This is a genomic window from Bdellovibrio sp. HCB-162 (assembly GCF_047344985.1).
Classification (GTDB): Bacteria; Bdellovibrionota; Bdellovibrionia; order Bdellovibrionales; family Bdellovibrionaceae; genus Bdellovibrio.
This window is the reverse complement of the sequence record NZ_CP178861.1, coordinates 2,108,146-2,127,397: the sequence shown is the minus strand read 5'-3', so window position 1 is coordinate 2,127,397 and position 19,252 is coordinate 2,108,146. Positions and strand designations below refer to the sequence as shown.

Below are 19,252 nucleotides of genomic sequence, written 5' to 3'. Positions count from 1 at the left end.
TGCTTAAAGCGGATTGAAGCAAGCCACAGTGTGACCTGGTTTGATTTCATTCAAAGGTGGTTTGTGATGAGTGCAATCAGCTTTCGCGCGAGTGCAACGGTTCACAAACGGACAACCTTTCGGAAGTTCAAAAGGAGCCGGGACGCTGCCTTCAATTGTTGTCAGGCGTTTTACACGTTCACCAAATTTAGGACGGGAAGAAATCAACGCCGCCGTGTACGGGTGACGAGGATTTAAAAACAACTCTTGCGTATCGGCCTGTTCGCAGGTTTGACCGCCGTACATCACCATCACTTTGTCAGAGATCTCAGAAATAACTCCCAGATCATGCGTGATGAATTGCACCGTCATATTGAATTTTTCTTGAAGATTTTGGATGAGTTCCAAAATCTGTGCTTGGATGGTGACGTCCAAAGCGGTTGTGGGCTCATCCGCAATCAAAAACGTCGGATCGCAAGAAAGAGCCATCGCGATCATCGCTCTTTGTCTCATACCGCCGGAAAGTTGGTGGGGGTAGGACTCATAGCGTTCTTCAGGAGAAGGAATACCCACCAGACGAAGCATTTCAATCGCACGCTCGCGGGATTCTTTCGGAGAGCATTTTTTGTGCTTCATGATCTGTTCATCCATCTGATAACCGATGGTCAAAACAGGGTTGAGAGCTGTCATAGGCTCTTGGAAGATCATCGCCATTTCTCCGCCGCGAACTTCTTCCATGTCATTTTCAGAAATTTTTAGAAGATCGCGACCGTTCAAAAGGACTTGACCGTTAGAGATCTTTCCTGGTTTTTCGATGAGGCGCATCAAAGAATACGAAGTCACTGACTTGCCGCATCCAGATTCACCCACGATCCCCAAGGTCTGACCGCGATCAATTTTATAACTGACATTGTTCACAGCGCGCACAGGTCCCGCGTTGGTCTGAAATGTCGTCTCGAGATTTTTTACTTCAAGTACTGGTGTTTGCACTCTACGTCCTTATTAAAGAAAACGTCGCGTTTCAAGTTCTTCTATAATGGAAATGCTCCCTTTTTTAAAAGCCTTTCCGATAATTCCTGTGAGTTTATCACTCAAACTCTCATGATGTTCGTATTTTACTTTAACTATTTGGTGTTTTTCTGAAAGTCCTAAAAGGTAATCATCGCTCGTGCGGATTTCATCAACCAAACCTTTGCCAAGAGCTTGTTCGCCGTACCAGTATTCGCCGGTCGCCACTTCCGCCAGATTCATGTTGGGACGGAATTTATGAACGAAATTCTTAAAGAGAACGTGAGTATCCTCAAGTTGTTCTTTAAATTTTTCTTCGCCTTTAGGAGTGATTTCGCCAAGCAAGCTCACTGTACGTTTGTATTCACCGGCCGTGTACTCTTTGTAGTCGACGTCGAATTTTTTCAGTGCACGGTGCACGTTTGGAACTTGCGCCACGACACCGATGGATCCCACGATGGCAAACGGCGCACAAAGAATTTTGTTTGCAGTAACAGACATCAAGTAACCACCGCTGGCAGCGACTTTATCCACGCACACAGTGAGAGGAATGCCTTTTTCGCGAACACGCAAAAGTTGTGAAGCTGCAAGACCATAACCATGAACCATGCCGCCGGGGCTTTCTACGCGGACAACGACTTCATCGTGTGGTGTCGCAGTTGTAAGAATAGCTGTGATTTCTTCACGAAGGTTTTCAACCGCCGACGCTTTGATGTCGCCTTCGAAATCCACAAGAAAGATTTTCTTTTCATGATCAAGGGATTCTTTGTCCTGAGATTTGCGTTCTTCTTTCAGCTTTTTCTTAAGCTCTTTACGCTCATTCTTTGTCAAAGTTTGTGATTTAAGAAGATTGCGGAAGTTTTTGTATTTTTTGTGCAAAAGTTCGATTTGAATCTCACTTTTGTCGCCCGCTCTGGAAGCCAACATAGCAATCGTGATGATCACGGCCAAAATGGCGAAGAGAATTAGAAACGTTTGTGCTGCGAATATCCCGATGCTTTGCAAGGCGTCCATAGTGCTCCTTAAAACAGGGGTTTAAGTTATTCAGGAATTAGCCAAAGGTCGAGCATCTTTTTTGTTTGCTCAAAAAAAATCGAAAGCATTGGTAGACTGGGGCCAGAATGATTCTTTCACGGAATTTGCAAGCCACTTATGCCGCTCTTTTTCTGACTCTTCTGAGTTCGCCCTCGCACGCGCAGAACTCGGAGATGAACCGTCTTTCTGGTTTTGCTCAGCATCAAAAAAATCAAAATCAGTTTGAAGACGCCCGTGCAAGAGGAGAAAGAGCCTATCTTGAAGAAGAAGAGCAGTGGGAGAATCAAAAAAATCGCGACTTGGAAGGTTATAAAAAAGATAAGAAAAGAGAATCCATGAGCGAGGAAGGCCCTGAAGCCAAAGCTGACGCGGCCGACAAAAAGAAGTACGAAGAAGCTCAAGAGGCTGAACGCAAAGCGTACGCCGAGAGAAAAAACAAAGACGAAAAAATCAATCGCCTTGCCCAGCATCTGCCAACAGAAGAACAGGAATTGGGTCTTGAAGAGTTAAGACCTCGCTACGAATACCGCAAACGCGCTCTTTTTGGCGCGCAACCTAAATATGGAAAAATGCCAGGGGGAAGTGGTTCTTCATCAGGAGGAAGTTCTTTTGGAGGAGGCTCCGGTTCTTCATTCCCGCCACCACCTACCTTTGATGATTTCGGAGACGGCGGTTACGTGCCTGCTCCAAATATGTCCGACGATTTCGGTGATGTTCCACCACCGCCGCCACCTCCACCACCACCGCCATTTGGAGGCGATGACTTCGGAGGGTTCGGGGGAGGAAGTGATTTCCCACCTCCACCGCCGCCGCCACCATTCGGAGGAGACGACGGAGGAGACTTCTAAGATTCTTTTAGAAGTTCTTCCGTTGAAAGGCCGGCGTATTGTTTGATGCCTCGCATGAGGTACCAGAAGATTCCCAACAGAAACAAGATTGAAGGAACCATGATGATGGCCATTGACCAGGTCGTCATCGTGGCAATTTGATCGTTGAGTACTAAGGATTGAGCTTCTGGCGAAAGAGATGTGTCGATATTAATAAAGATTCTTCTCGCTAAAACAAAATTGCAAATCGCACTAAATACGAATGAAAGGGACAACCACAGTGTCGCTTTTCTCATGTGCTCATGAAACTCCGTTTGTTTTCCGTGTTCGGCCAGGCGCTGTTCTAAAAGATCTACTTTCATCACCGACGGATTCAAAAAGAGCGTCTCAATAAAAGGACGTTTCGTGAAGGCAGAACCAAAAACAAAAAGACCTACAAGAGTCGGAAAGGCCGCTTCTTTGACCGCGAACCAAAAGCCATGCAATCCCAAAAGAGCCAAGCCTCCGGTCAAAAGCACATTCAGGAGACCCAACGCTGAAAACGCATTGGTTTTTTTTCTTTTCACTAAATCATAAGCGCCATATCCCAAAGGAAATGCGAGGGCGAGTAGCAACGCCGCCAAAGGGCCAATGAATTTACTTAATTTATTTAAAATTAAAACGGGCAAAACGATATTAAAAATCAGATTTAAAAGGCCGTTTTCTTGTTGAGGGGCGTTCTTTTCAGTCATTCTAGCATCCTGGTGAAACTCCTGATAAAATGCAAGCCTGCGCTGTGCGTAGAGAGGTGAAATATGCCTGAACTTCCCGAGGTTGAGCAGGTATAAATTTTTTGTTAAATAAAAACGAGAGCTTGCAAGAATAGTTGAACAATTTCGCAAATTTAGAATTTCATGATGTTTCATTTCCTTTCACGACGTTTTCATTTTCACTCATTCGAATTCACGAAATAGGGTGATAAAAAGGTGATATAAATTTCTATCACCCTGAAAATTAGCGGCCTATCTTCCATATACGTCCATTTTTTATTTCCAAAAAATCTTCTCTTCGAGATGTCCGAACTATTTCGTCAATATTCGGGATTCGAAATGTGTTAGCTGCCATTTTCGTCCACCAATAAGGCACCCATTTCGTATGTGTAGCCAGCAAGGGCCGAATCTCCATTAATGCCCTGAAATCCCACTCCTAGCTCCCGTCCGTCCCGGAGCCGGTAGGTCAGCACCCACTCCCTACGAGAGCGGGTGCTGACCTACCGGCTCCGGGCCAAACGGATCGCAGGAGTAGAAAACATAAACTAACTAGGAGTGGGTTTTCATTTTTTACCCTTAGGGGACCTTGTCCCCTAACACCCCTCCAGGGGGAAGTAGTCTTTTGCTAATTCGAAACTTTGGGTGGCGAGAAGTTTAGTGGAATGAGGGAAATTTATGAATGAATTGGATTTAGGAAAGTTAATTCGCGAAAACGGAAGAGTTAAGAAAGACCGTGGTGTGATTTTAACCGAGAGAGATATCGAAGTTATCGAATTTATTTTGGATATGAAATTTTCAAGTGTGGAAGATATCTTTGAGAGATTTTTTAAAGTTACTTTGGCTGGAGAAGAAGCGAGAAGCAACGAATGGGCGATTAGACGTCTTCAGCAATTAGCGAAGGCAGGATATTTAAAAGGTACTTTTAGTTTCTCAGAACGAACGAAGTTTTATCTTGCGACACCAAAAGGTTATAAGGCGGTTTCTGACGCAAAACCTGAAGCATACGTTATTAAACCTTCCCAAGTGATCGATCACCGAACCTTCGCCCACGACAGATTAGTTTTAGAATCAAGAATTATACTAGAGAACCAGAGAGCGGCTAGTTGTTGGATTAGTGATAAGAAACTGAGATCAAGCCGAGAGTTAGCGGGCGGACTTGTGCATTCGAATGTTCCGGACGGAATTTTTAAAACTGAAAGTGGTGAGAGAGTAGCCTTGGAGTTGGAGCTTTCTTTAAAGTCGAGATCTCAATATATCACTAAAGTAAGAAAATACGTATCGATGATGAGGTCGGAGAATCAAGCGGTGAAAGTATTTGACCGAGTCCTTTACGTCTGCGCAAAGCAAGCGACGATTGATTATTTGACGAAAGAGACAAAGATCTACGGAAGCCTTTTTGAAGTTCAAAGCTTTAATACATTTTTTAGCCGAGGTTAAGGTCCGCGACCTTTGAAATAAAAAATCCAATGTGTCCGAAAGTCGACTGCGAATCTCAAAAACACCTAAAATCCTCATTTGAATAAATCCTGCAAGAAGTCTCACGGTGTGAATGAAGAATTAAAACATTTATCACTTAAAAAAAGGATTAAACAATGTCAGAAGCTCAAAGTAAATCCACGCTAAAAGAAGAAGTAAAAGTTCCGATGAAAGAACTTAACACATTAGAAAAGAACATTATCAAATATATTTTAGAAATGCGTTACATGAATCTCGGACAAATTAAAAAGAAGTTTTTTAGAGCGAATGAAGAGTTTGCCGCAAAGGCAAGTGGTGTCGTTGCAGATTTAGTAACGAGCGGATACTTAAAGACAAAAGATCCCGTACTCACGTTAAACAGCCTTTTTACGGTGACGAATGAGGGAAGAGAAGTTGTTGTAAACGGGCATCCTGGGAAAACAGTCCCTCAAGTTCAAAAGAATATTTTCTCACCAAGAGTAAAGCATGATCTTTTACTTAACGATTTAAGAATTCGTTTTGAAGATTTAAACTTTCTCACTAAGTGGATTTCAGAGGTGTCCTTAAAAGAAATTGGTTTGTTCTTAAGAGAGTTTAAAGATCTTCCGGATGCGGTTTGCTACAAGAAAGATAAAAAGGCGTACTTCCTTGAGCTAGAAGTATCTCCCAAATCACCTAAGGTATATGCGGAACGCATTGACCATTACCTTAAGGTTTTAGAAAACGAAGAAATCCAGAAGGCTGGAATTGAAGGTGTCATCTTCTTTTGTACTGATGACAAGGTGATTGAAAAGATCAAAGCGCAAATTCCAGAAGGAGTAAAAGAGATTTCGGTTTTATCTTATCATAAGTATTTTGCTCCCAAGCCGCCTGAGCAAAATAAAACTGCCCATGAAGCAGTTCTTTAATTTTAAAAAGCTCTTTTCTCCATTTTTAGAGTCGCTGGGGTTACCTTTGAGCGACTCTGATATTTACATCGGAAAAATAAAGGGAAGCTTTTTTAGAAAAGAATATCTCTCTGAAGAAGAGCTTAATCATCACGTCCATGTGGTGGGTGCAAGCGGCTTTGGTAAAACCGTGTTACTTTCTAAGATCCTTAAAAGTCGTCTACAAAAAGGCAGCGGTGCACTGTGGATTGATTTAAAAGGTGAAAGAGAAACTATCGAAAAAATGATAGGGACCGTAAAGAGTTTAGGGCGCGAGAAGGATTTAAAGATCTTTTCAATCTCTCATCCGAATATTTCAACTAGCTACAACATCATTCGAAGAGGCGACGCCACAGAGATTCGGGATAAAATATTTGGCTGCTTTAAGTGGGGTGATGAGTTCTATAAAAATGAAGCCTTTAGTTACCTTTTAAAAATTCTCACAGGGCTTGTTTGGTTAAGAGACAACGCGCAAAAGGAGTTCGATTTAGAAATTCTCTTAAACGCCTGTTCCGATGTAAGTTTCGTTGAAGAGCTTTGCCTTGCGATTCCCAATAGTGAAATGGCAGTTAAACGAAATCTTGAAAGTTGTTATAGTTATTTAAATAACAAAGACACATATGGTTATATAGCTGGCCTACGGTCACAGCTCGAATCGCTAGTCTTATCATCCTTTGGAAAGTTCCTAAAAGCTCAGCCAGAAGGTATTAACCTTTTTGACGAAGTTAATAACCAAAAGATCGTCTTTATATTTCTAGATTCTAGAAGGTATAAAGAGACGACCAAAGTTATAGGGCGGTTGATCGTTCAGGACATTATTTCGACCTCAGCAAAAATTGACGCTGATATCCCAAGAAATGAGCGCAAGTTCTTTAATTGCATCATTGATGAGTTTGCCGACCTTGCAGAAGATTACTTCCTAGGTTTCCCGGATCGCGCGAGAAGTTCAAAAGTCACCCTAACACTGGCTCACCAAGAAATGGCAGACCTTAGAGCTGTGAGCGATGAGTTTGAAGAAAGACTCACCGGTAACGTATCAACTCTTTACGCGTTCCTGCAACCTAACCAAACCAGTGCTGAGATTGTTTCTAAGCGCGGCGGGACTAAAACCGTTTGGAAAGAAACACATAAGGCGCAAAGGTTGGGACCGATAACTCTAAAGACCGGGGATAAGTCACTGAGAGAGGTTGAGGAGTTTAATATCCATCCGAATGTGGTGAAGAGTTTGAGGGTGGGGGAGTGTGTGGTGGTCAAAAAGTATCCATACTCCCGAGCCCACGTGGTGAGAGTTGATGAAAACTAGTCATCTTCTGCGTTGTCGGATCTTTCCTTGCTCTCCAACGTACTCATTCGTACGCCTCCGTGGCAGGAATGCTCCTCCGCCTTGAATCTGACCAGTTTTGATCAACTCAGAATGCCAAAACCTGAATCTATCGTAAACGGTGCCCATCGGAATGATGAACGCAGTCCATCATTGCCAGTCATATACAGAACTTGAGGCGTTCAAGTTCTGTATATCGTCAACATGCATTAGATTTTCTTTTTTTACTTCGTTCTATTTGAAATTCTTTTCGTGACATGGATTTAAATGAATCAAATAATTAAATCATGAAATTGTTTATACCTTTTTCGTTCTTGTTTTATCTGGTTTTTTTGCAGGCATGTTCATCCTTTGAAAAACGTGAAGATACTATCGCGCCAAGTGCCTTGGATGGTGCTTGGCTTAAAGTTAGTTGTACTTGCGTTGGAAAGGACACTATTCTGCCAGAAGTTCAAGAGGCACATACGATGATTATTAATGGAAACTTCTTGCTCCAAAGTCAGACAGCTCGCTGGCGAAAACCTGAGTGGATGGGTTATTGTTCTTTGATTGAAGAGGCGAAAATAAATCGTGCAAGTAACGACATTTATGATGTGGTAACTGTGTCAAAGCGTACCTTATCGCCGAGTGGAGTGAGCTGTGACGTTTTACCTGGAAAATCGAAACGAACTTGGAAAGTTCTTACCGTGAATAAGTCTGAGTTGAAGTATGAGTCTACGAGCGGATGTGAGGCAGGACCTTTTATTTGCTCCTTTAAGCGCCTTGAATAGTAACTTCAGTCAAAAGATTATGCCGCCAATTGTAACCTAAAGTCCTGTCGACAGCGGGTTCTTCACAGTTTACCATCTAGCACATGTGCTATAGCGCGATTATTAAACAACAGGTTAAAAAGCTTGGAATTGAGTTCGAAGCTCGTATCGACTATGAGCTTCTTCAAAACATGTTTTATCGTCGTCTTTCTGATGAGCGCATTAAGATTTGCAAGGCGCTTGAAGCTGAGTTTAATGATCCTGAGAACTCGGAAGAAAAAGAGATTCGTGATCTAATTCGAGCGTATCATAAAATAAAACTCAAAGAAATTGAACTTGAGCTTGCAGAACAAGAAGAACGCTTGCGTCTCGCGGAAGAAGCGCTTCGCAAAAAAGAGACAAAAAAGTTCCTCAATGAAAAGCGTATCGCTACCAATCATATTGAAAAGTATCTCCAGCGTATCAAGGGAATGAAGCGAAGCGAACTTATCCTCACAGACAGTCGCGTTTTTCCCATGACCTATGCGCCGATTATCGTGCAGGAAAACGGAGAACGAGTGATTAAGCTTGCTCGTTATCACTGTAGACCTTCAGACAAGCCTGAGTCTGTCGATAAGCAGTATAGCGGTCTATATAATGCTCGCCGAGATAATTTAGGAAATGCTTTTTGGCGTGATCTATTTGGCCACAAACACGGGTTCTTTGTTGCCGAAAGCTTTTATGAAAACGTTTCCTCTCGTGATTATAAACCAGCACCAACTGAAGATGATCAAAATCTCGTTGTTCATTTTAATCCAAAATCCAAAGTAGATCTGAAAATTGCCTGTCTTTACGATTATTGGGAGTCAAATGCTCATGATGGTTTTTACTCCTTCGCGGCTCTGACACATGAGCCAACACCAGAAATTCAAGAGACTGGTCATGATAGGCTTATCATTGCTCTTAAAGACGAAAATATTCCTCTTTGGCTTGATCCTGAGAAGTATCCGAAGAAAGAGATGGAGAGGGTGTTGGATGAGCCGGAGATCCACATCTACGAACACATCATCTCTAGATGAAGTTGAAAAGCCATCATCTGACGTCGTTGTCACCTTCGTGGCTGTCCTCGACGTACTAATTTGTACGCCTGCGGGAACCACGAACCTTCCGCCTTGCATATACTGGCATTTGATCTTCCTCTTACATTCAAGATTTGCCAAACTTCTTCAATGCTGAGTTGAATTCTTTCATACATAAGAGATCTATTGCTGACTAATCTCAACGGATGAGTCAAGAATTAGCCATCCAGTAGATCCATTGCTTCGTTCAACTTTTACTGCCATGTGATCTTTTGCGTAACGTATTCGCAAGACCTTCAAGGTCTCTCCAGGTTCTACATTGCCAATGGCATTTCCGTTGATAGGTTCCCACTCCCCATAGAGAGGAGTGGTTTTTAAAATTTTAATAGTTTTACTTCGGTCCTGTTTCACATCCCAAAGGTAAGATGCCAAAGACACCCCTAAAATCACCACTGCTAAAATTCTCTTCATAATAAAACTCGACCTTATGGCTGTTTTAGTTGTACTTCTCCAAGCATCCACTTCTTTTAGATCAAATTCATCTCTCGGATTTAAAATCAATCGGAATACCCTTTGAGTTTAACGGCTAGTTCTATTAACTCTTCAAGATTTTGCTTAGACAAAAGGTCTCCATTTGTAGTTGGTTCCAGCATTTTAAGATATGGTATCAATTTCGATTTGAATTTTTCTGGTTCGAAATTATCGGTTTGGGATATGACAACCGTCTCTACGGTCGTAGGTATCACCCAAAGAAACTTTCTTGGTCTCAAAGCGACAGAAGCTGTGAGAATTCTACCCTCCGAATCAAAGGCTTCAAATCCTTGCTCGACAATCCAAGGTTCGAGATATTTTTCAGCTCCTAGAAAGTTACGGAAAATATCCATATCATCTGTAAAAGTAAAAATTAGTGTCTTCATTATTTTCTAAACCCACTGGATTTGTTAAAATAGGTGTGAATAGAAATTGCCATTCTTTTTTCTCTTTCAGAGACAAAAGGCATTCCCATGTGCTCAAGACATTTTTGTAGATACCGTTCAATGTCGTCCACGCTACCGCCATTTGCGAGAATTGTATACAGAGGTCCAGCGTAAGAGTCATACTCGTCAGGTGGAAAGCCGTTTTTGATGAGATCTCCCACGACCTCGATTGGATCCCAGAATTGTAGATAACGTCTTAATATCTCCATCACTTCTTTCATACCAGCATTTAATCAAATAAACATTGTTGTGTGTAGTTAAAATTCATTTATACTTTCCTTATGAGCTTCAAAATGAGGAACGGCAATTTAAGCGAATTAGGTGGAAATTCCGAATGAAAAAACGAAAAGGAATGTTAATTTGTTTTCTCGTTATTTTGGGGATTCCGGCTGCATTTTGGTTTGATTACTTTGTCTCAGGCTGTGTTACTAGCTTTCTAAATGCTGAAAAAACATGTGGAGAAGAAGCAAAAAAAATGGCGATTAATTTCACACTTGTTTTTGGTATTCTGTTGATGTTCTCGATATCAGCCATTCCAAAAATGAAAAATTCCAAAAAGGAACATAAGTGAAATTTGCGAATGTATTAGCTTGGATTTTATTGATGGCATCAATCTGTACGGCAGAAGAATCGGTCACGGCGTGGAAGGATCCTGAGTGCTCGTTTTATAAAAAACAGAGCAATTACAGTGCTCGCCAGTTAATTAGTACTTTTCTAAAGCTGGATTCAGAAGGCGGGTTTGTTAATAGTGCCAAAATCGAAGAGTTTGCGCTTTGCCCTGGTCATCAAGGAGGCGGAGACTCTTTCGAAGTTATCAATGGTTTTTCGATTGTTAAAGAAAATATTGGGAAAGAATCTTCTGAGTTCGTAGTAAAGTTTCAAAAGCTTGGCACTGTCACCAGTGGCGGGCGAGATGGATCTCTTAATTCTTTTATAAAGAGCCAGCAATCAGATGAGGTTTTGTTTAAACTAGCTAAAACGCCATTTGGCTGGAGAATTGATTTTAAAAACACACACATACCTAAAGTGCTTCGGAAAAATGCTGAAAAAGTCTTGCCCCATAAAGATTGGGTCAAGGGAGAACGGCAATTGTTTGAATCGGAGAGATAGTTTGTGGTTGATCGAGTAATTGAAAAAGTGGTTTTACCTAGTGCTGCCTATTTGTTTTTTGCGACGGTAGTATTGGTTGGATACTCATGGTTCAAACTCGGTCAATCTCGACTTAGAGAAGTTGAAAATGGAAAGTTTTTTGATGAATATCGAAAACTTTCCATTAGCTCGCAGCTAATTTGTTGTTCGCCTATGTTAAGTGGGCCATTTACTGCTATTTATTTTAGTATTTTATTTAAGTTAGATTCACTATTGAGTGCTGTTTTAATTATAGTGAATCTACTTATTTTTTGCTTTTTCTCATTCGTACAAATCAAAATGAAAAAGTTGGATTTAGCGCGAATCGTTTTCTTAATAATAGGAGTCGTTTCGTTGGTAGCATTGCTAGTTTGGTCGTTGGTGGAGAGCGATCCGAAATTACTTTTTGCTCCGGTTGTGGTTTCTTTTTTAATTTCATCTTTCTTGATATGGCTTGTATTTCTTCAAGTGGCAATTCGGATTAAACACGAAAGAAATTGCAAGATCGCTTCTGCCTGAGTTCTAAGTTGTATATGTGAGTTCTCAAGCTTGGTCATCTGTTTATTTTTCTTTGTGTTAGTCTGTCCATATATTCTTCAGTTCGCAAAATTTGGAATATGTTATCTTTACAAAGGTTATGCCTTTTAAAGAATAAGTAAATCCTCTGACGGTGGAAAACGTGCCGACATCTCTAGATCGCCGTCAGGAAAACCAGTAAAAACGCACGAAACATGAACATTTGGTAGGCGTTTGAAATTGAAGGTTACATTTCCATTCTGTAGTTCCATCGGCTTCTGATAAATATGTCTTCCAGAAAAATACCAGTATGAACCCGATAGTGTAACTTCTTTGTCGTAAACATGAATTATGGCTTTCGTTTCCGAGGTGGAGACTTTTCCAATTGGCACTTGAACCGTTAATGTCTCGGGTGCTAATTCACTAATCTGAACTTTCGATTTTGGATTCGAAACTTGTGAGAATTCGTAAGTTAACCAACTCTGGGACAGATCATCCGAAGAAGTATAAGAAGCTCTCATAATAATAACAATAGAAATACAGTCATGTTGTTGATCCCAAAACTCATTGAGCCATTTTGTCGCATCAGAGATCGCTATGGAATCGGGAACCTTGATGATTATTCCGTTAGTCGAGCTATTGTCGACATCACTGCAATGTTTTTTGAGATTGTCACATGCATCTTGAATTTTACTATAAAACCTGGATTGTTCATTTTTTTGATGAGGACACAGTGTTAGCAACGTATATGACGGTTTTTGATTATAAAAGTTTTCACCTATCATTGGTTCCATTTTATCTAATCTTAATATCCAATTGTTTTGCGAAACGAATGGTACGCCAAATGATCGTTTCATAATGATTTCTCTTAGTCCTCGTTTTAGAATTGAATGACTATACTTATTGGTGATATTGAAATCCTGCTGAATTAGAAAAATGCTGTAGTGGTCATTTAACATTTGCGGAAGATCTCTATTCAATTCCTGAGAGAATGATTTAAATTCGTTTGCATGTTTTGAATCTAAGAGAGCTTTGACTGAAAATCTAATCTTAGATCCATTTTTTAAATTTACTAAGAAATCATAGCCAGGATTATTTTCCTTCGGAATCTCTATTCTTTGTGACTCGTTTTCAAACATGGATGAAGAAACGATTTCGAAAATTTTGGCAGCACTATTTCCTTGATCTTTAGATTTAATTTCATTGGCGGCTTTTCGGTAGATACCTTCCGTCACTTTGCCTTTGAAGGTTTTTAGAGCGGAACCAAAAGAAAGAAGTTCAATAGTTGATAGGACATCTCGTCGATTCCAAAGTTGTTGAAATGGGCCGTAATTGTCTTTAGCTAGCCATTGCCTTCCGAGAAACTCTTCGATTAACGTCAAATATTCTTCTTTTTCTTTTAGTGGAACCTCAGGAATAGGATCTTGGCGTCCTATTAATTTTTCATCAGTCATTTTTGCAATCCTCGTAGATGTTGTAACTCGAAATCATCGAAATCTCTTCATGGACTATTCAAGTTAAAGCGGGTGTATGAAGCCTTTCATGTCCGAACCAGAAAGGTGCTAGTAGTAGTAGTATTTGCATTCATGCTCTATATATTTGTTTTCGTCCTTGCGCGGCTGTTAAACTGAAATTAACGAGTTTTAAAAGCTCGAATTCATTTTTTAAGTTAAAAACAAAAAAAGCTTTATGTATAGCCCATTTTTGCGGTATCGTTGTTGAAAACCTGTTAAAGGGGGAGGCTTCAATGCCGTTAAAGAAGAATATTCTTGGTGAATTTCTTAAAGCAAAGCGCGGTCAAGCGGGCTTAGCACAGGCCGACGTTGCAGAACACTTGGGCTATTCCACTCCACAGTTCATTTCTAACTGGGAGCGCGGAGTCTCAATGCCTCCAATCAATACTCTTAAAAAGCTCGGTCAACTCTATAAGATTTCAGCAGATGAATTGTTTGAGGTGACGTTGAAGGCGAGGGTGGATGAGGTCAAAGCGGACCTAATTCGCAAATTCAAGCAGAGCTGATGAAAAGCAGCCATCTGCTGCGTTCTCGTGCTTGGCCTTGCTCTTTGACGTACCTAACGCGTACGCCTCCGTTGCAGGCCAAACCCTGCGACCTTGCACCTGACTACTTTTGATCAGCTCGGAGTAAAGACAAAAATATTCTTCCGTTAAAAAATGTCTGAGGCGGGGATTCGCCGAACCCGTTCTTCATATGCCGCAGGCATATCGCTAACCACTTTCGTTAGTATACGTCTTTGAATAGTAGAATTTCTTTTAACTTCTCTTCATTTTGTTCAGGAAATCCACAGCGACTGGCGAACTCATCAGTATCTTTAAAAGTTCCAAACATTCGGTCCCACCATGTGATATCTGAGTAATTGTATTTATGTACGCCCAACTCATGATGAATCGAGTGATGTTCTGGACGCTGAATGAAGTATCCGAACCAACGAGGGGTTTTGATGTTCGCGTGATAAAAATACTCGCCAGTTGCAGCATAGAGAGCATACCACGCGCCCGCCTCGGCAGTGCCACCGAAGACTGTATAAATGATGAAACCAATTAAAATAGAGTCTGCAGCAATTTCTACGGGATGCTTATAGAATGAAGTGAGAACTTCAATTCTACTTGGACTATGATGAAGTTGATGGAAAATAAGCCACCATCCATTTACGTGACGTAGCCTATGCCACCAATAAAAAATAAAGGTGCCGATGAACCAGTAAAAGAAACCTTCAAGAGCAGGCGACGACCAGCCACCAAAGTTAAATAAGGTGTAGTCTCTGAAGAATTTGTTCCAGGTTAGACCCGCAATTCCAACCATCGCAAGTTGAATTAAGTTTATGAAGACCGCTCGATAGTACCAACCTTTTGAGTGAGGTAATTTTCGCCCAGGCAAAAGTCTTTCCCAAGCAAAAAAGATCAAAGTGCTCACCACAAGAAGAATCGACGGCAAAACTTGTTCATTCATACTATGCCTCCGGTTCTTCTGATTCGTCTTGTTTGTTTTTTCTGTTGGGATCAATCATGTCTTTAACGTACTGGGAAAGTAGGGTGCACGCGAGTAGGGCACCAATACCTAAAAAGTAAATGCCAATAGATGACCTTGCCATTTTATGTATAAAGTAAAAACAAGTTCCAGTTAGAACACTTATGAAGAATAAGCCTGTTCGAGTTTTAATCGCTCTTTTAAGATATTTTAGCTTTGGATTTTTCTTTTGTGGCTCCATTCAGCTGCCTATTCTGGAAACTTCAAAAACGGAACTTTTTGCCAAGTTCTGCTGGATTCGTCGTCAGTGTCCGCGCAGAACAAAGTAATCATGAACTCACCGGGAATTATCTTTTCTAGACCTGCGGGTCTTTCTTTGATCCTTTCATACCACTCCGGAAGAAAAGTAAAATCACCTTCATCGTCTTTGCCTATGACGACAAGTTCATCGTTTTTCACTCGGACTTCGCGAGTGATCATGTATTGTTCGCCTTCTTCACCTTCGTAAACTATGTGGAAGGAAAGACTTTTTCCATGGAGGTCTTGGAGCTTAATAGTCATAACTCAATTTAAAAACAAAAATAGCTTTATTGGAAGGGCAATTTTCTATAGAGTTAATATTATGGAAAATCGGAGGCCTAATATCAAAAAACTGAAAAGTGGGTGGATCTGTTTTGGAACTCTTTCTACAGCATTTTTGCTCTGGCAAAGTTTTAATATATATTCAACAGGATGCTTTATTGGACGCGCGTTTGATGTTTGTGACGAAACGGTCGTGTCGAAATTGATTACCTTTGGCGGTTTTTTCGCCTCCATTCATTTGGCTTTTTTATATTCCTACTTTTATGTAAGAAATAAGAATGCAGGTTAATATGACGTTCCTTCCTGATCATGTGAGATTTAAACCGATTGCAACAAAGGATGGAATTCAGTCTTTAAATCAGTTTGTCCGCTGGGAAGACATCGTCTCTGCGAAGCTCAAAGGTGTGTGTATCCGAGTTAAGCGTAAGAATGTGTGGAGTAGTTTTCTAGTTCCCGTGCCGCCAGATGATTATTTAAGAGTTAAATCTCAAGTCTTGGCTTTTGCTCCAAAAGGAAATCCGCTTCGTGAGATTTTTGATAGTCTCGAAGGGCCGCCTGAATATCAGCGTATCAATAAAGTGGGCTTGGTTAGTGGGATTGTGATTATAATCATTGGCCTTATTTTGTTTTACATCGTTTCTTATGCCGGGGAGCCAGTTAATATCGAGAAGATGAAACCTACTCTACGCTTGGCAGATGTACCTACTGAGATCCTCACTTCTTGTCGTGATGGCTATGGAAAAATTGCTGATATTGGAGAAGAGGCTGAAATATCTGATGTGCACATGAATAACAAGCCACGTGCCAAGCTCCTTTTGGTTTGTAAACATGAAGACCAAGCTATTGAAGTGTTCTGTATCAAAGGTAGTTATTCTCCCTCGATTGTTCATGTTCGGGCTACTAAAAGGAATGGAAAGTGGATCGTTAATGATAATACCAAACAGCCATCTCACACTGTGAACGTGAAATGCTCACAATCTTAAAATCTGCTCGAGTTCGATGCACCAATTGTCAGCATGTCGGTTATTCAAAAGTTAATAACATCTATCGGGTAGCTTTTGTTTTAATGTTGATAATCGCGGTTCCGGCGATTATTGGTTTAAAATTCTGGCCGCTCTTTCCGGGGCAAAGGCTCGGAGCATCGGCACTTCCGATTTTGTTTGCTGTAGGTGCGTTCTTTTCTCCCAATGCCCATTCCTGTGAAAAATGCGGATCCGTTTATTTAAAAGAGATTTAAATCTAAAAATTAATATTTATTAGAATTAAATATTTAAATAATTTTTTTCCGGAATATTTAAATATTTAATTGGCAGAAAATTAATTTTCTGACCGAAATATTCGGCAAATAAATAAAATAATTCTGAAAATTAAAAGCACTTGCTTTTGTGTTGCTTCATGTGAATCCTATTTATACCTCCTTTCAATATCCCCATCACATATGATCCAAATGGTGATCTGCTCAACGGCAGTATTACACGTGAATTTAAGCATAGGAGGTGCTTGTGAAAGTATTAAAGAAGCTATTTGAGAAGGTAAAGCCGGTTGTTGAAGAGGCTATCAAGGAGATGGCAAAAGACTGGATAAGGAACGGAATCATTTTCCTGCTTAGGTGGCTTGTGAATCTCTTTTTTTAGATCAATTTCCATTTTTGGAGATCCAGAAATTGGAAAATCAGTATAGGTTTGAGATCAGGTCGAATTAAACGCATTTCCACTATGGCAATTGGGTTGCAATCCCTATGCGCAAGGAGATCGTTTATGAAATCACTATTGGCGTTTTTAAGCATTGTTCTTTTTACTCAATTGGGAATGGCTTCCGTTTCAAAGCATTTCCGCCTAGTCCAAGAGGGTTTGTGGCGTTCGCAAATTGAAACCACCCTCGAAGGCAAGGTTTACCGCCGTGAAGCCTCTAAATGCGTTTCAAAGAAAGAGCAAGAAGCATTAAGAAACCAAAGCCCTGGTTCATGCTCTACAAAGTTTTTAAAAGATACAGCGAGCGAATACGTAGCTGAAGTTAAATGCGCAAACGAAAAAGAGGGTCCGGAACTCACTAAAGTCACTCAAAAGTGGGTGAGTGCGAATGTGCTGGTGACGGTGATTGAGAGTGGTGGGGTGGTAACGAAAACCACAATGGCCTATGTCGGCCCTTGCGGAGGTCGATGAAAAGCAGTCGTCTTCTGCGTTGTTCGAGTTTCGACTGTCCTCGACGTATTTATTCATACGCCTGTGGGAATCGAAACTCGTCCGCCTTGAATCCAACCTCTTTTGATCAACCTCGAAAATACATATTCTCGGCAAAAAATATCTGAGGTGATGCTTCGCCGAACCCGCACTCCATATGCTGAAGGCATATAGCTAACAAATTTAATATTCCTAAGAACTCTCGCGGAACATTCAGCATGTTCGCAAATATTTCTATAACACTGTGTTCTGTTTATCATAAAAAATAGTTTACATATTTTAGGATCGCGTGATTTAGTTTTTAAAAATAAGTAGAACTCAAAATTCAAAAAAATAATAAGGCGTAATTTACGTAATTGCGTCTGGGCTTTCTATTGTCTGAATTTCCAAAAGTCGTGGAAGATCTGCCTTAGCCGTTCATTTTTTTCGTTTTAGTTATCCGGTTCTATTCGTGGAGGAAATTTGAGTCTTTGGAATGTGCTTATCAGTTTTGTGATTCTTTTATCTCTAAGTGGTTGTGTGACGAAACCACCTAAGACTACAGAGGTGGTAGAGCAGGCTCCTCCTTTGTCCATGTTTGAAACTCCGCCGCCGCAAGAATCTGAAGAAGGCTCTATCGATAAACTTAAGAAGGCGGCGGCGGGTCCTAAAAAAACTGTTGTTACAGTGTTAAATGTTGGACAAGGAAGTTGTTCGATCTTGTCCTGTAGCAATGGCGACAAAGTTATCTATGACTGCGGGTCATCTTCTTCTGTGAAGGGTACGAGGCCAAATAATACTGATTTAAGAGATGTGCTTTACGAGGCGCTAGGGACTCCAGATGCTTCAAAATCAAAGCCAGCGAAAATTAATGCGATTGTTGTCTCTCACGCTGATGCCGATCACTACAACTTAATGCCCGAGTTAATTTCTGAACTCTCGTTCTTTGTAGGGAAAATATATATTGGCGGAGCTTCACACCTTTATAGCAACGATTTCAATAATTGGACAAAAAAACTAAAAACCTCGAAGACCGGTAAAGCGCCGGAAGTTGTAGAACTAGATCAAAAATATTTTGAACTAAATAAGATTCCAGCGTTGGGATGCGGTGACGCGAGCAACGCGTGGAATGGGCTCTATATTCTAACTGCAAATCAAGATCCTCCGCCACCCCCTCCGCCGCCAGGTGTTCCGCCGCCTACCGAAAAAAATAAAAATAGGCAGAGTATCGTCATGTACTTATATAGAACGGTTTCTGGGCTCGGAAAGGTGTTCTCAGTGATGTTTATGGGAGACGCAGAGAAAAGTGCAGAAAGAGAGATTCTGAAAAACTTTGCCACGTGGACACCATGGCTTCAATCTACAGTGCTAATTGGTACCCATCACGGCAGTTCAAGTGGAACCAATTCGGTTAAATGGGTGGATACAATTTCACCTAAAGTATTAGCATTCAGTGCAGGCGACAACAAAGGTTATGGACACCCAAGATGTGAAGTGGCCGATGATTTTGCGGCTTCACCGACAAGTAGACTTGTTGCCTTGTCGAAAACGCATAACTTTCGCTGCTGGGATACCGCAGGGGGCGGTTTTACAGTTAGGAAGGGTATTGTTGATGCCACCTTTAATACATTTTCGGACGGACACCTAAAGTTTGAAACAGACGGAACAAGTTGGTGGATAAAAACGAAAGACTCGAGCATTTCGAAACCTGCATGTCCGACTCCAGCAGGTAAACCGAAATCTTGCTGGTGCCAGCCTGATCAATGTTGGACTGAGATGTTTAAAGAATAAAAATA

23 protein-coding genes are annotated in these 19,252 nt (G+C 41.0%); 14 read left to right on the top strand and 9 right to left on the bottom strand.

Going from position 1 to position 19,252, the window contains the following annotated elements; genetic code table 11:
• Positions 1-3: 3 nt before the first annotated feature.
• Together ACLSSO_RS10460 and sohB are read right to left on the bottom strand one after the other, a co-directional pair.
• The gene (locus ACLSSO_RS10460) at positions 4-969 is read right to left on the bottom strand and encodes an ABC transporter ATP-binding protein (protein WP_340591921.1); all 966 of its coding nucleotides are present in this window, start codon (positions 967-969) and stop codon (positions 4-6) included.
• A 12-nt stretch (positions 970-981) separates the two neighbouring features.
• Positions 982-2,001, bottom strand: coding sequence for a protease SohB (sohB, locus tag ACLSSO_RS10455; protein ID WP_413942748.1), 1,020 nt, complete (start codon positions 1,999-2,001; stop codon positions 982-984).
• Between the two features lie 107 nt (positions 2,002-2,108).
• Here sohB and ACLSSO_RS10450 point away from each other — a divergent pair, with 107 nt between their 5' ends.
• Positions 2,109-2,870, top strand: coding sequence for a hypothetical protein (locus ACLSSO_RS10450; RefSeq protein ID WP_413942747.1), 762 nt, complete (start codon positions 2,109-2,111; stop codon positions 2,868-2,870).
• On the opposite strand, the gene ACLSSO_RS10445 is transcribed toward ACLSSO_RS10450, so the two are convergent.
• The gene (locus tag ACLSSO_RS10445) at positions 2,867-3,580 is read right to left on the bottom strand and encodes a VC0807 family protein (RefSeq protein ID WP_413942746.1); all 714 of its coding nucleotides are present in this window, start codon (positions 3,578-3,580) and stop codon (positions 2,867-2,869) included. The two genes, ACLSSO_RS10450 and ACLSSO_RS10445, sit on opposite strands and share 4 nt — an antisense overlap.
• A 693-nt stretch (positions 3,581-4,273) precedes the next feature.
• Between ACLSSO_RS10445 and ACLSSO_RS10440 the strand changes: the two genes are divergently transcribed.
• The 5 genes from ACLSSO_RS10440 (at position 4,274) to ACLSSO_RS10420 (ending at position 9,107) form a co-directional block, all read left to right on the top strand.
• Positions 4,274-5,035, top strand: coding sequence for a replication-relaxation family protein (locus tag ACLSSO_RS10440; RefSeq protein WP_413942745.1), 762 nt, complete (start codon positions 4,274-4,276; stop codon positions 5,033-5,035).
• 155 nt (positions 5,036-5,190) lie between these two features.
• A complete protein-coding gene (locus ACLSSO_RS10435; protein WP_413942744.1) occupies positions 5,191-5,961 on the top strand; it encodes a replication-relaxation family protein in 771 nt (256 codons plus the stop codon).
• Positions 5,945-7,282 (top strand): type IV secretory system conjugative DNA transfer family protein, encoded by a 1,338-nt coding sequence (locus ACLSSO_RS10430; RefSeq protein WP_413942743.1) that lies wholly within the window; start codon positions 5,945-5,947, stop codon positions 7,280-7,282. The genes ACLSSO_RS10435 and ACLSSO_RS10430 overlap by 17 nt, the downstream gene beginning before the upstream one ends.
• Positions 7,283-7,587: 305 nt before the next feature.
• On the top strand, positions 7,588-8,070 hold the full coding sequence (locus ACLSSO_RS10425; RefSeq protein WP_413942742.1) for a hypothetical protein: 483 nt from the start codon (positions 7,588-7,590) through the stop codon (positions 8,068-8,070).
• Between the two features lie 83 nt (positions 8,071-8,153).
• On the top strand, positions 8,154-9,107 hold the full coding sequence (locus ACLSSO_RS10420; RefSeq protein ID WP_413942741.1) for an SOS response-associated peptidase family protein: 954 nt from the start codon (positions 8,154-8,156) through the stop codon (positions 9,105-9,107).
• Positions 9,108-9,290: 183 nt separating this feature from the next.
• Here the strand turns inward: ACLSSO_RS10420 and ACLSSO_RS10415 are convergent, their stop codons facing one another.
• From ACLSSO_RS10415 to ACLSSO_RS10405, 3 genes are read right to left on the bottom strand one after another with little or no spacing between them, the layout of a single operon-like run.
• A complete protein-coding gene (locus tag ACLSSO_RS10415; RefSeq protein WP_413942740.1) occupies positions 9,291-9,668 on the bottom strand; it encodes a hypothetical protein in 378 nt (125 codons plus the stop codon).
• Positions 9,665-10,024: a hypothetical protein gene (locus tag ACLSSO_RS10410; protein ID WP_413942739.1), complete on the bottom strand. Its 360-nt coding sequence runs from the start codon at positions 10,022-10,024 to the stop codon at positions 9,665-9,667. The genes ACLSSO_RS10415 and ACLSSO_RS10410 overlap by 4 nt, the downstream gene beginning before the upstream one ends.
• Positions 10,024-10,305: a hypothetical protein gene (locus tag ACLSSO_RS10405; RefSeq protein ID WP_413942738.1), complete on the bottom strand. Its 282-nt coding sequence runs from the start codon at positions 10,303-10,305 to the stop codon at positions 10,024-10,026. The genes ACLSSO_RS10410 and ACLSSO_RS10405 overlap by 1 nt, the downstream gene beginning before the upstream one ends.
• 113 nt (positions 10,306-10,418) lie before the next feature.
• Between ACLSSO_RS10405 and ACLSSO_RS10400 the strand changes: the two genes are divergently transcribed.
• The 3 genes from ACLSSO_RS10400 to ACLSSO_RS10390 are packed head-to-tail and all read left to right on the top strand — an operon-like array spanning position 10,419 to position 11,731.
• A complete protein-coding gene (locus tag ACLSSO_RS10400) occupies positions 10,419-10,655 on the top strand; it encodes a hypothetical protein (RefSeq protein WP_413942737.1) in 237 nt (78 codons plus the stop codon).
• Positions 10,652-11,194: a hypothetical protein gene (locus ACLSSO_RS10395; RefSeq protein ID WP_413942736.1), complete on the top strand. Its 543-nt coding sequence runs from the start codon at positions 10,652-10,654 to the stop codon at positions 11,192-11,194. The genes ACLSSO_RS10400 and ACLSSO_RS10395 overlap by 4 nt, the downstream gene beginning before the upstream one ends.
• Positions 11,195-11,197: 3 nt before the next feature.
• On the top strand, positions 11,198-11,731 hold the full coding sequence (locus ACLSSO_RS10390; RefSeq protein ID WP_413942735.1) for a hypothetical protein: 534 nt from the start codon (positions 11,198-11,200) through the stop codon (positions 11,729-11,731).
• A gap of 125 nt (positions 11,732-11,856) precedes the next feature.
• On the opposite strand, the gene ACLSSO_RS10385 is transcribed toward ACLSSO_RS10390, so the two are convergent.
• Positions 11,857-13,182, bottom strand: coding sequence for a hypothetical protein (locus tag ACLSSO_RS10385; RefSeq protein WP_413942734.1), 1,326 nt, complete (start codon positions 13,180-13,182; stop codon positions 11,857-11,859).
• Between the two features lie 293 nt (positions 13,183-13,475).
• On the opposite strand from ACLSSO_RS10385, the gene ACLSSO_RS10380 reads away from it, so the two are divergent.
• Positions 13,476-13,748, top strand: coding sequence for a helix-turn-helix domain-containing protein (locus ACLSSO_RS10380; protein ID WP_413942733.1), 273 nt, complete (start codon positions 13,476-13,478; stop codon positions 13,746-13,748).
• A gap of 220 nt (positions 13,749-13,968) precedes the next feature.
• Here the strand turns inward: ACLSSO_RS10380 and ACLSSO_RS10375 are convergent, their stop codons facing one another.
• Together ACLSSO_RS10375 and ACLSSO_RS10370 are read right to left on the bottom strand one after the other, a co-directional pair.
• Entirely contained in the window at positions 13,969-14,697 is a 729-nt protein-coding gene (locus ACLSSO_RS10375; RefSeq protein WP_413942732.1) for a sterol desaturase family protein, read from the bottom strand.
• A 267-nt stretch (positions 14,698-14,964) separates the two neighbouring features.
• Positions 14,965-15,276 (bottom strand): hypothetical protein, encoded by a 312-nt coding sequence (locus tag ACLSSO_RS10370; RefSeq protein WP_413942731.1) that lies wholly within the window; start codon positions 15,274-15,276, stop codon positions 14,965-14,967.
• Between the two features lie 299 nt (positions 15,277-15,575).
• Between ACLSSO_RS10370 and ACLSSO_RS10365 the strand changes: the two genes are divergently transcribed.
• The 4 genes from ACLSSO_RS10365 (at position 15,576) to ACLSSO_RS10350 (ending at position 19,247) form a co-directional block, all read left to right on the top strand.
• Positions 15,576-16,280 (top strand): hypothetical protein, encoded by a 705-nt coding sequence (locus ACLSSO_RS10365; RefSeq protein ID WP_413942730.1) that lies wholly within the window; start codon positions 15,576-15,578, stop codon positions 16,278-16,280.
• Positions 16,281-16,799: 519 nt separating this feature from the next.
• Positions 16,800-16,931, top strand: coding sequence for a hypothetical protein (locus ACLSSO_RS10360; protein ID WP_413942729.1), 132 nt, complete (start codon positions 16,800-16,802; stop codon positions 16,929-16,931).
• A 123-nt stretch (positions 16,932-17,054) separates the two neighbouring features.
• On the top strand, positions 17,055-17,459 hold the full coding sequence (locus ACLSSO_RS10355) for a DUF3617 domain-containing protein (RefSeq protein WP_413942728.1): 405 nt from the start codon (positions 17,055-17,057) through the stop codon (positions 17,457-17,459).
• Between the two features lie 480 nt (positions 17,460-17,939).
• Positions 17,940-19,247: a ComEC/Rec2 family competence protein gene (locus ACLSSO_RS10350; RefSeq protein WP_413942727.1), complete on the top strand. Its 1,308-nt coding sequence runs from the start codon at positions 17,940-17,942 to the stop codon at positions 19,245-19,247.
• Positions 19,248-19,252 lie beyond the last annotated feature (5 nt).

Coding starts and splice junctions, on each gene's coding strand:
- ACLSSO_RS10375 (WP_413942732.1), bottom strand. CDS start 14,697: ATGAATGAACAAGTTTTGCCGTCGATTCTTCTTGTGGTGAGCACTTTG.
- ACLSSO_RS10430 (WP_413942743.1), top strand. CDS start 5,945: ATGAAGCAGTTCTTTAATTTTAAAAAGCTCTTTTCTCCATTTTTAGAG.
- ACLSSO_RS10420 (WP_413942741.1), top strand. CDS start 8,154: ATGTGCTATAGCGCGATTATTAAACAACAGGTTAAAAAGCTTGGAATT.
- ACLSSO_RS10440 (WP_413942745.1), top strand. CDS start 4,274: ATGAATGAATTGGATTTAGGAAAGTTAATTCGCGAAAACGGAAGAGTT.
- ACLSSO_RS10450 (WP_413942747.1), top strand. CDS start 2,109: ATGATTCTTTCACGGAATTTGCAAGCCACTTATGCCGCTCTTTTTCTG.
- ACLSSO_RS10410 (WP_413942739.1), bottom strand. CDS start 10,024: ATGAAGACACTAATTTTTACTTTTACAGATGATATGGATATTTTCCGT.
- ACLSSO_RS10370 (WP_413942731.1), bottom strand. CDS start 15,276: ATGACTATTAAGCTCCAAGACCTCCATGGAAAAAGTCTTTCCTTCCAC.
- ACLSSO_RS10400 (WP_413942737.1), top strand. CDS start 10,419: ATGAAAAAACGAAAAGGAATGTTAATTTGTTTTCTCGTTATTTTGGGG.
- sohB (WP_413942748.1), bottom strand. CDS start 2,001: ATGGACGCCTTGCAAAGCATCGGGATATTCGCAGCACAAACGTTTCTA.
- ACLSSO_RS10385 (WP_413942734.1), bottom strand. CDS start 13,182: ATGACTGATGAAAAATTAATAGGACGCCAAGATCCTATTCCTGAGGTT.
- ACLSSO_RS10365 (WP_413942730.1), top strand. CDS start 15,576: ATGCAGGTTAATATGACGTTCCTTCCTGATCATGTGAGATTTAAACCG.
- ACLSSO_RS10425 (WP_413942742.1), top strand. CDS start 7,588: ATGAAATTGTTTATACCTTTTTCGTTCTTGTTTTATCTGGTTTTTTTG.
- ACLSSO_RS10355 (WP_413942728.1), top strand. CDS start 17,055: ATGAAATCACTATTGGCGTTTTTAAGCATTGTTCTTTTTACTCAATTG.
- ACLSSO_RS10445 (WP_413942746.1), bottom strand. CDS start 3,580: ATGACTGAAAAGAACGCCCCTCAACAAGAAAACGGCCTTTTAAATCTG.
- ACLSSO_RS10435 (WP_413942744.1), top strand. CDS start 5,191: ATGTCAGAAGCTCAAAGTAAATCCACGCTAAAAGAAGAAGTAAAAGTT.
- ACLSSO_RS10380 (WP_413942733.1), top strand. CDS start 13,476: ATGCCGTTAAAGAAGAATATTCTTGGTGAATTTCTTAAAGCAAAGCGC.
- ACLSSO_RS10405 (WP_413942738.1), bottom strand. CDS start 10,305: ATGAAAGAAGTGATGGAGATATTAAGACGTTATCTACAATTCTGGGAT.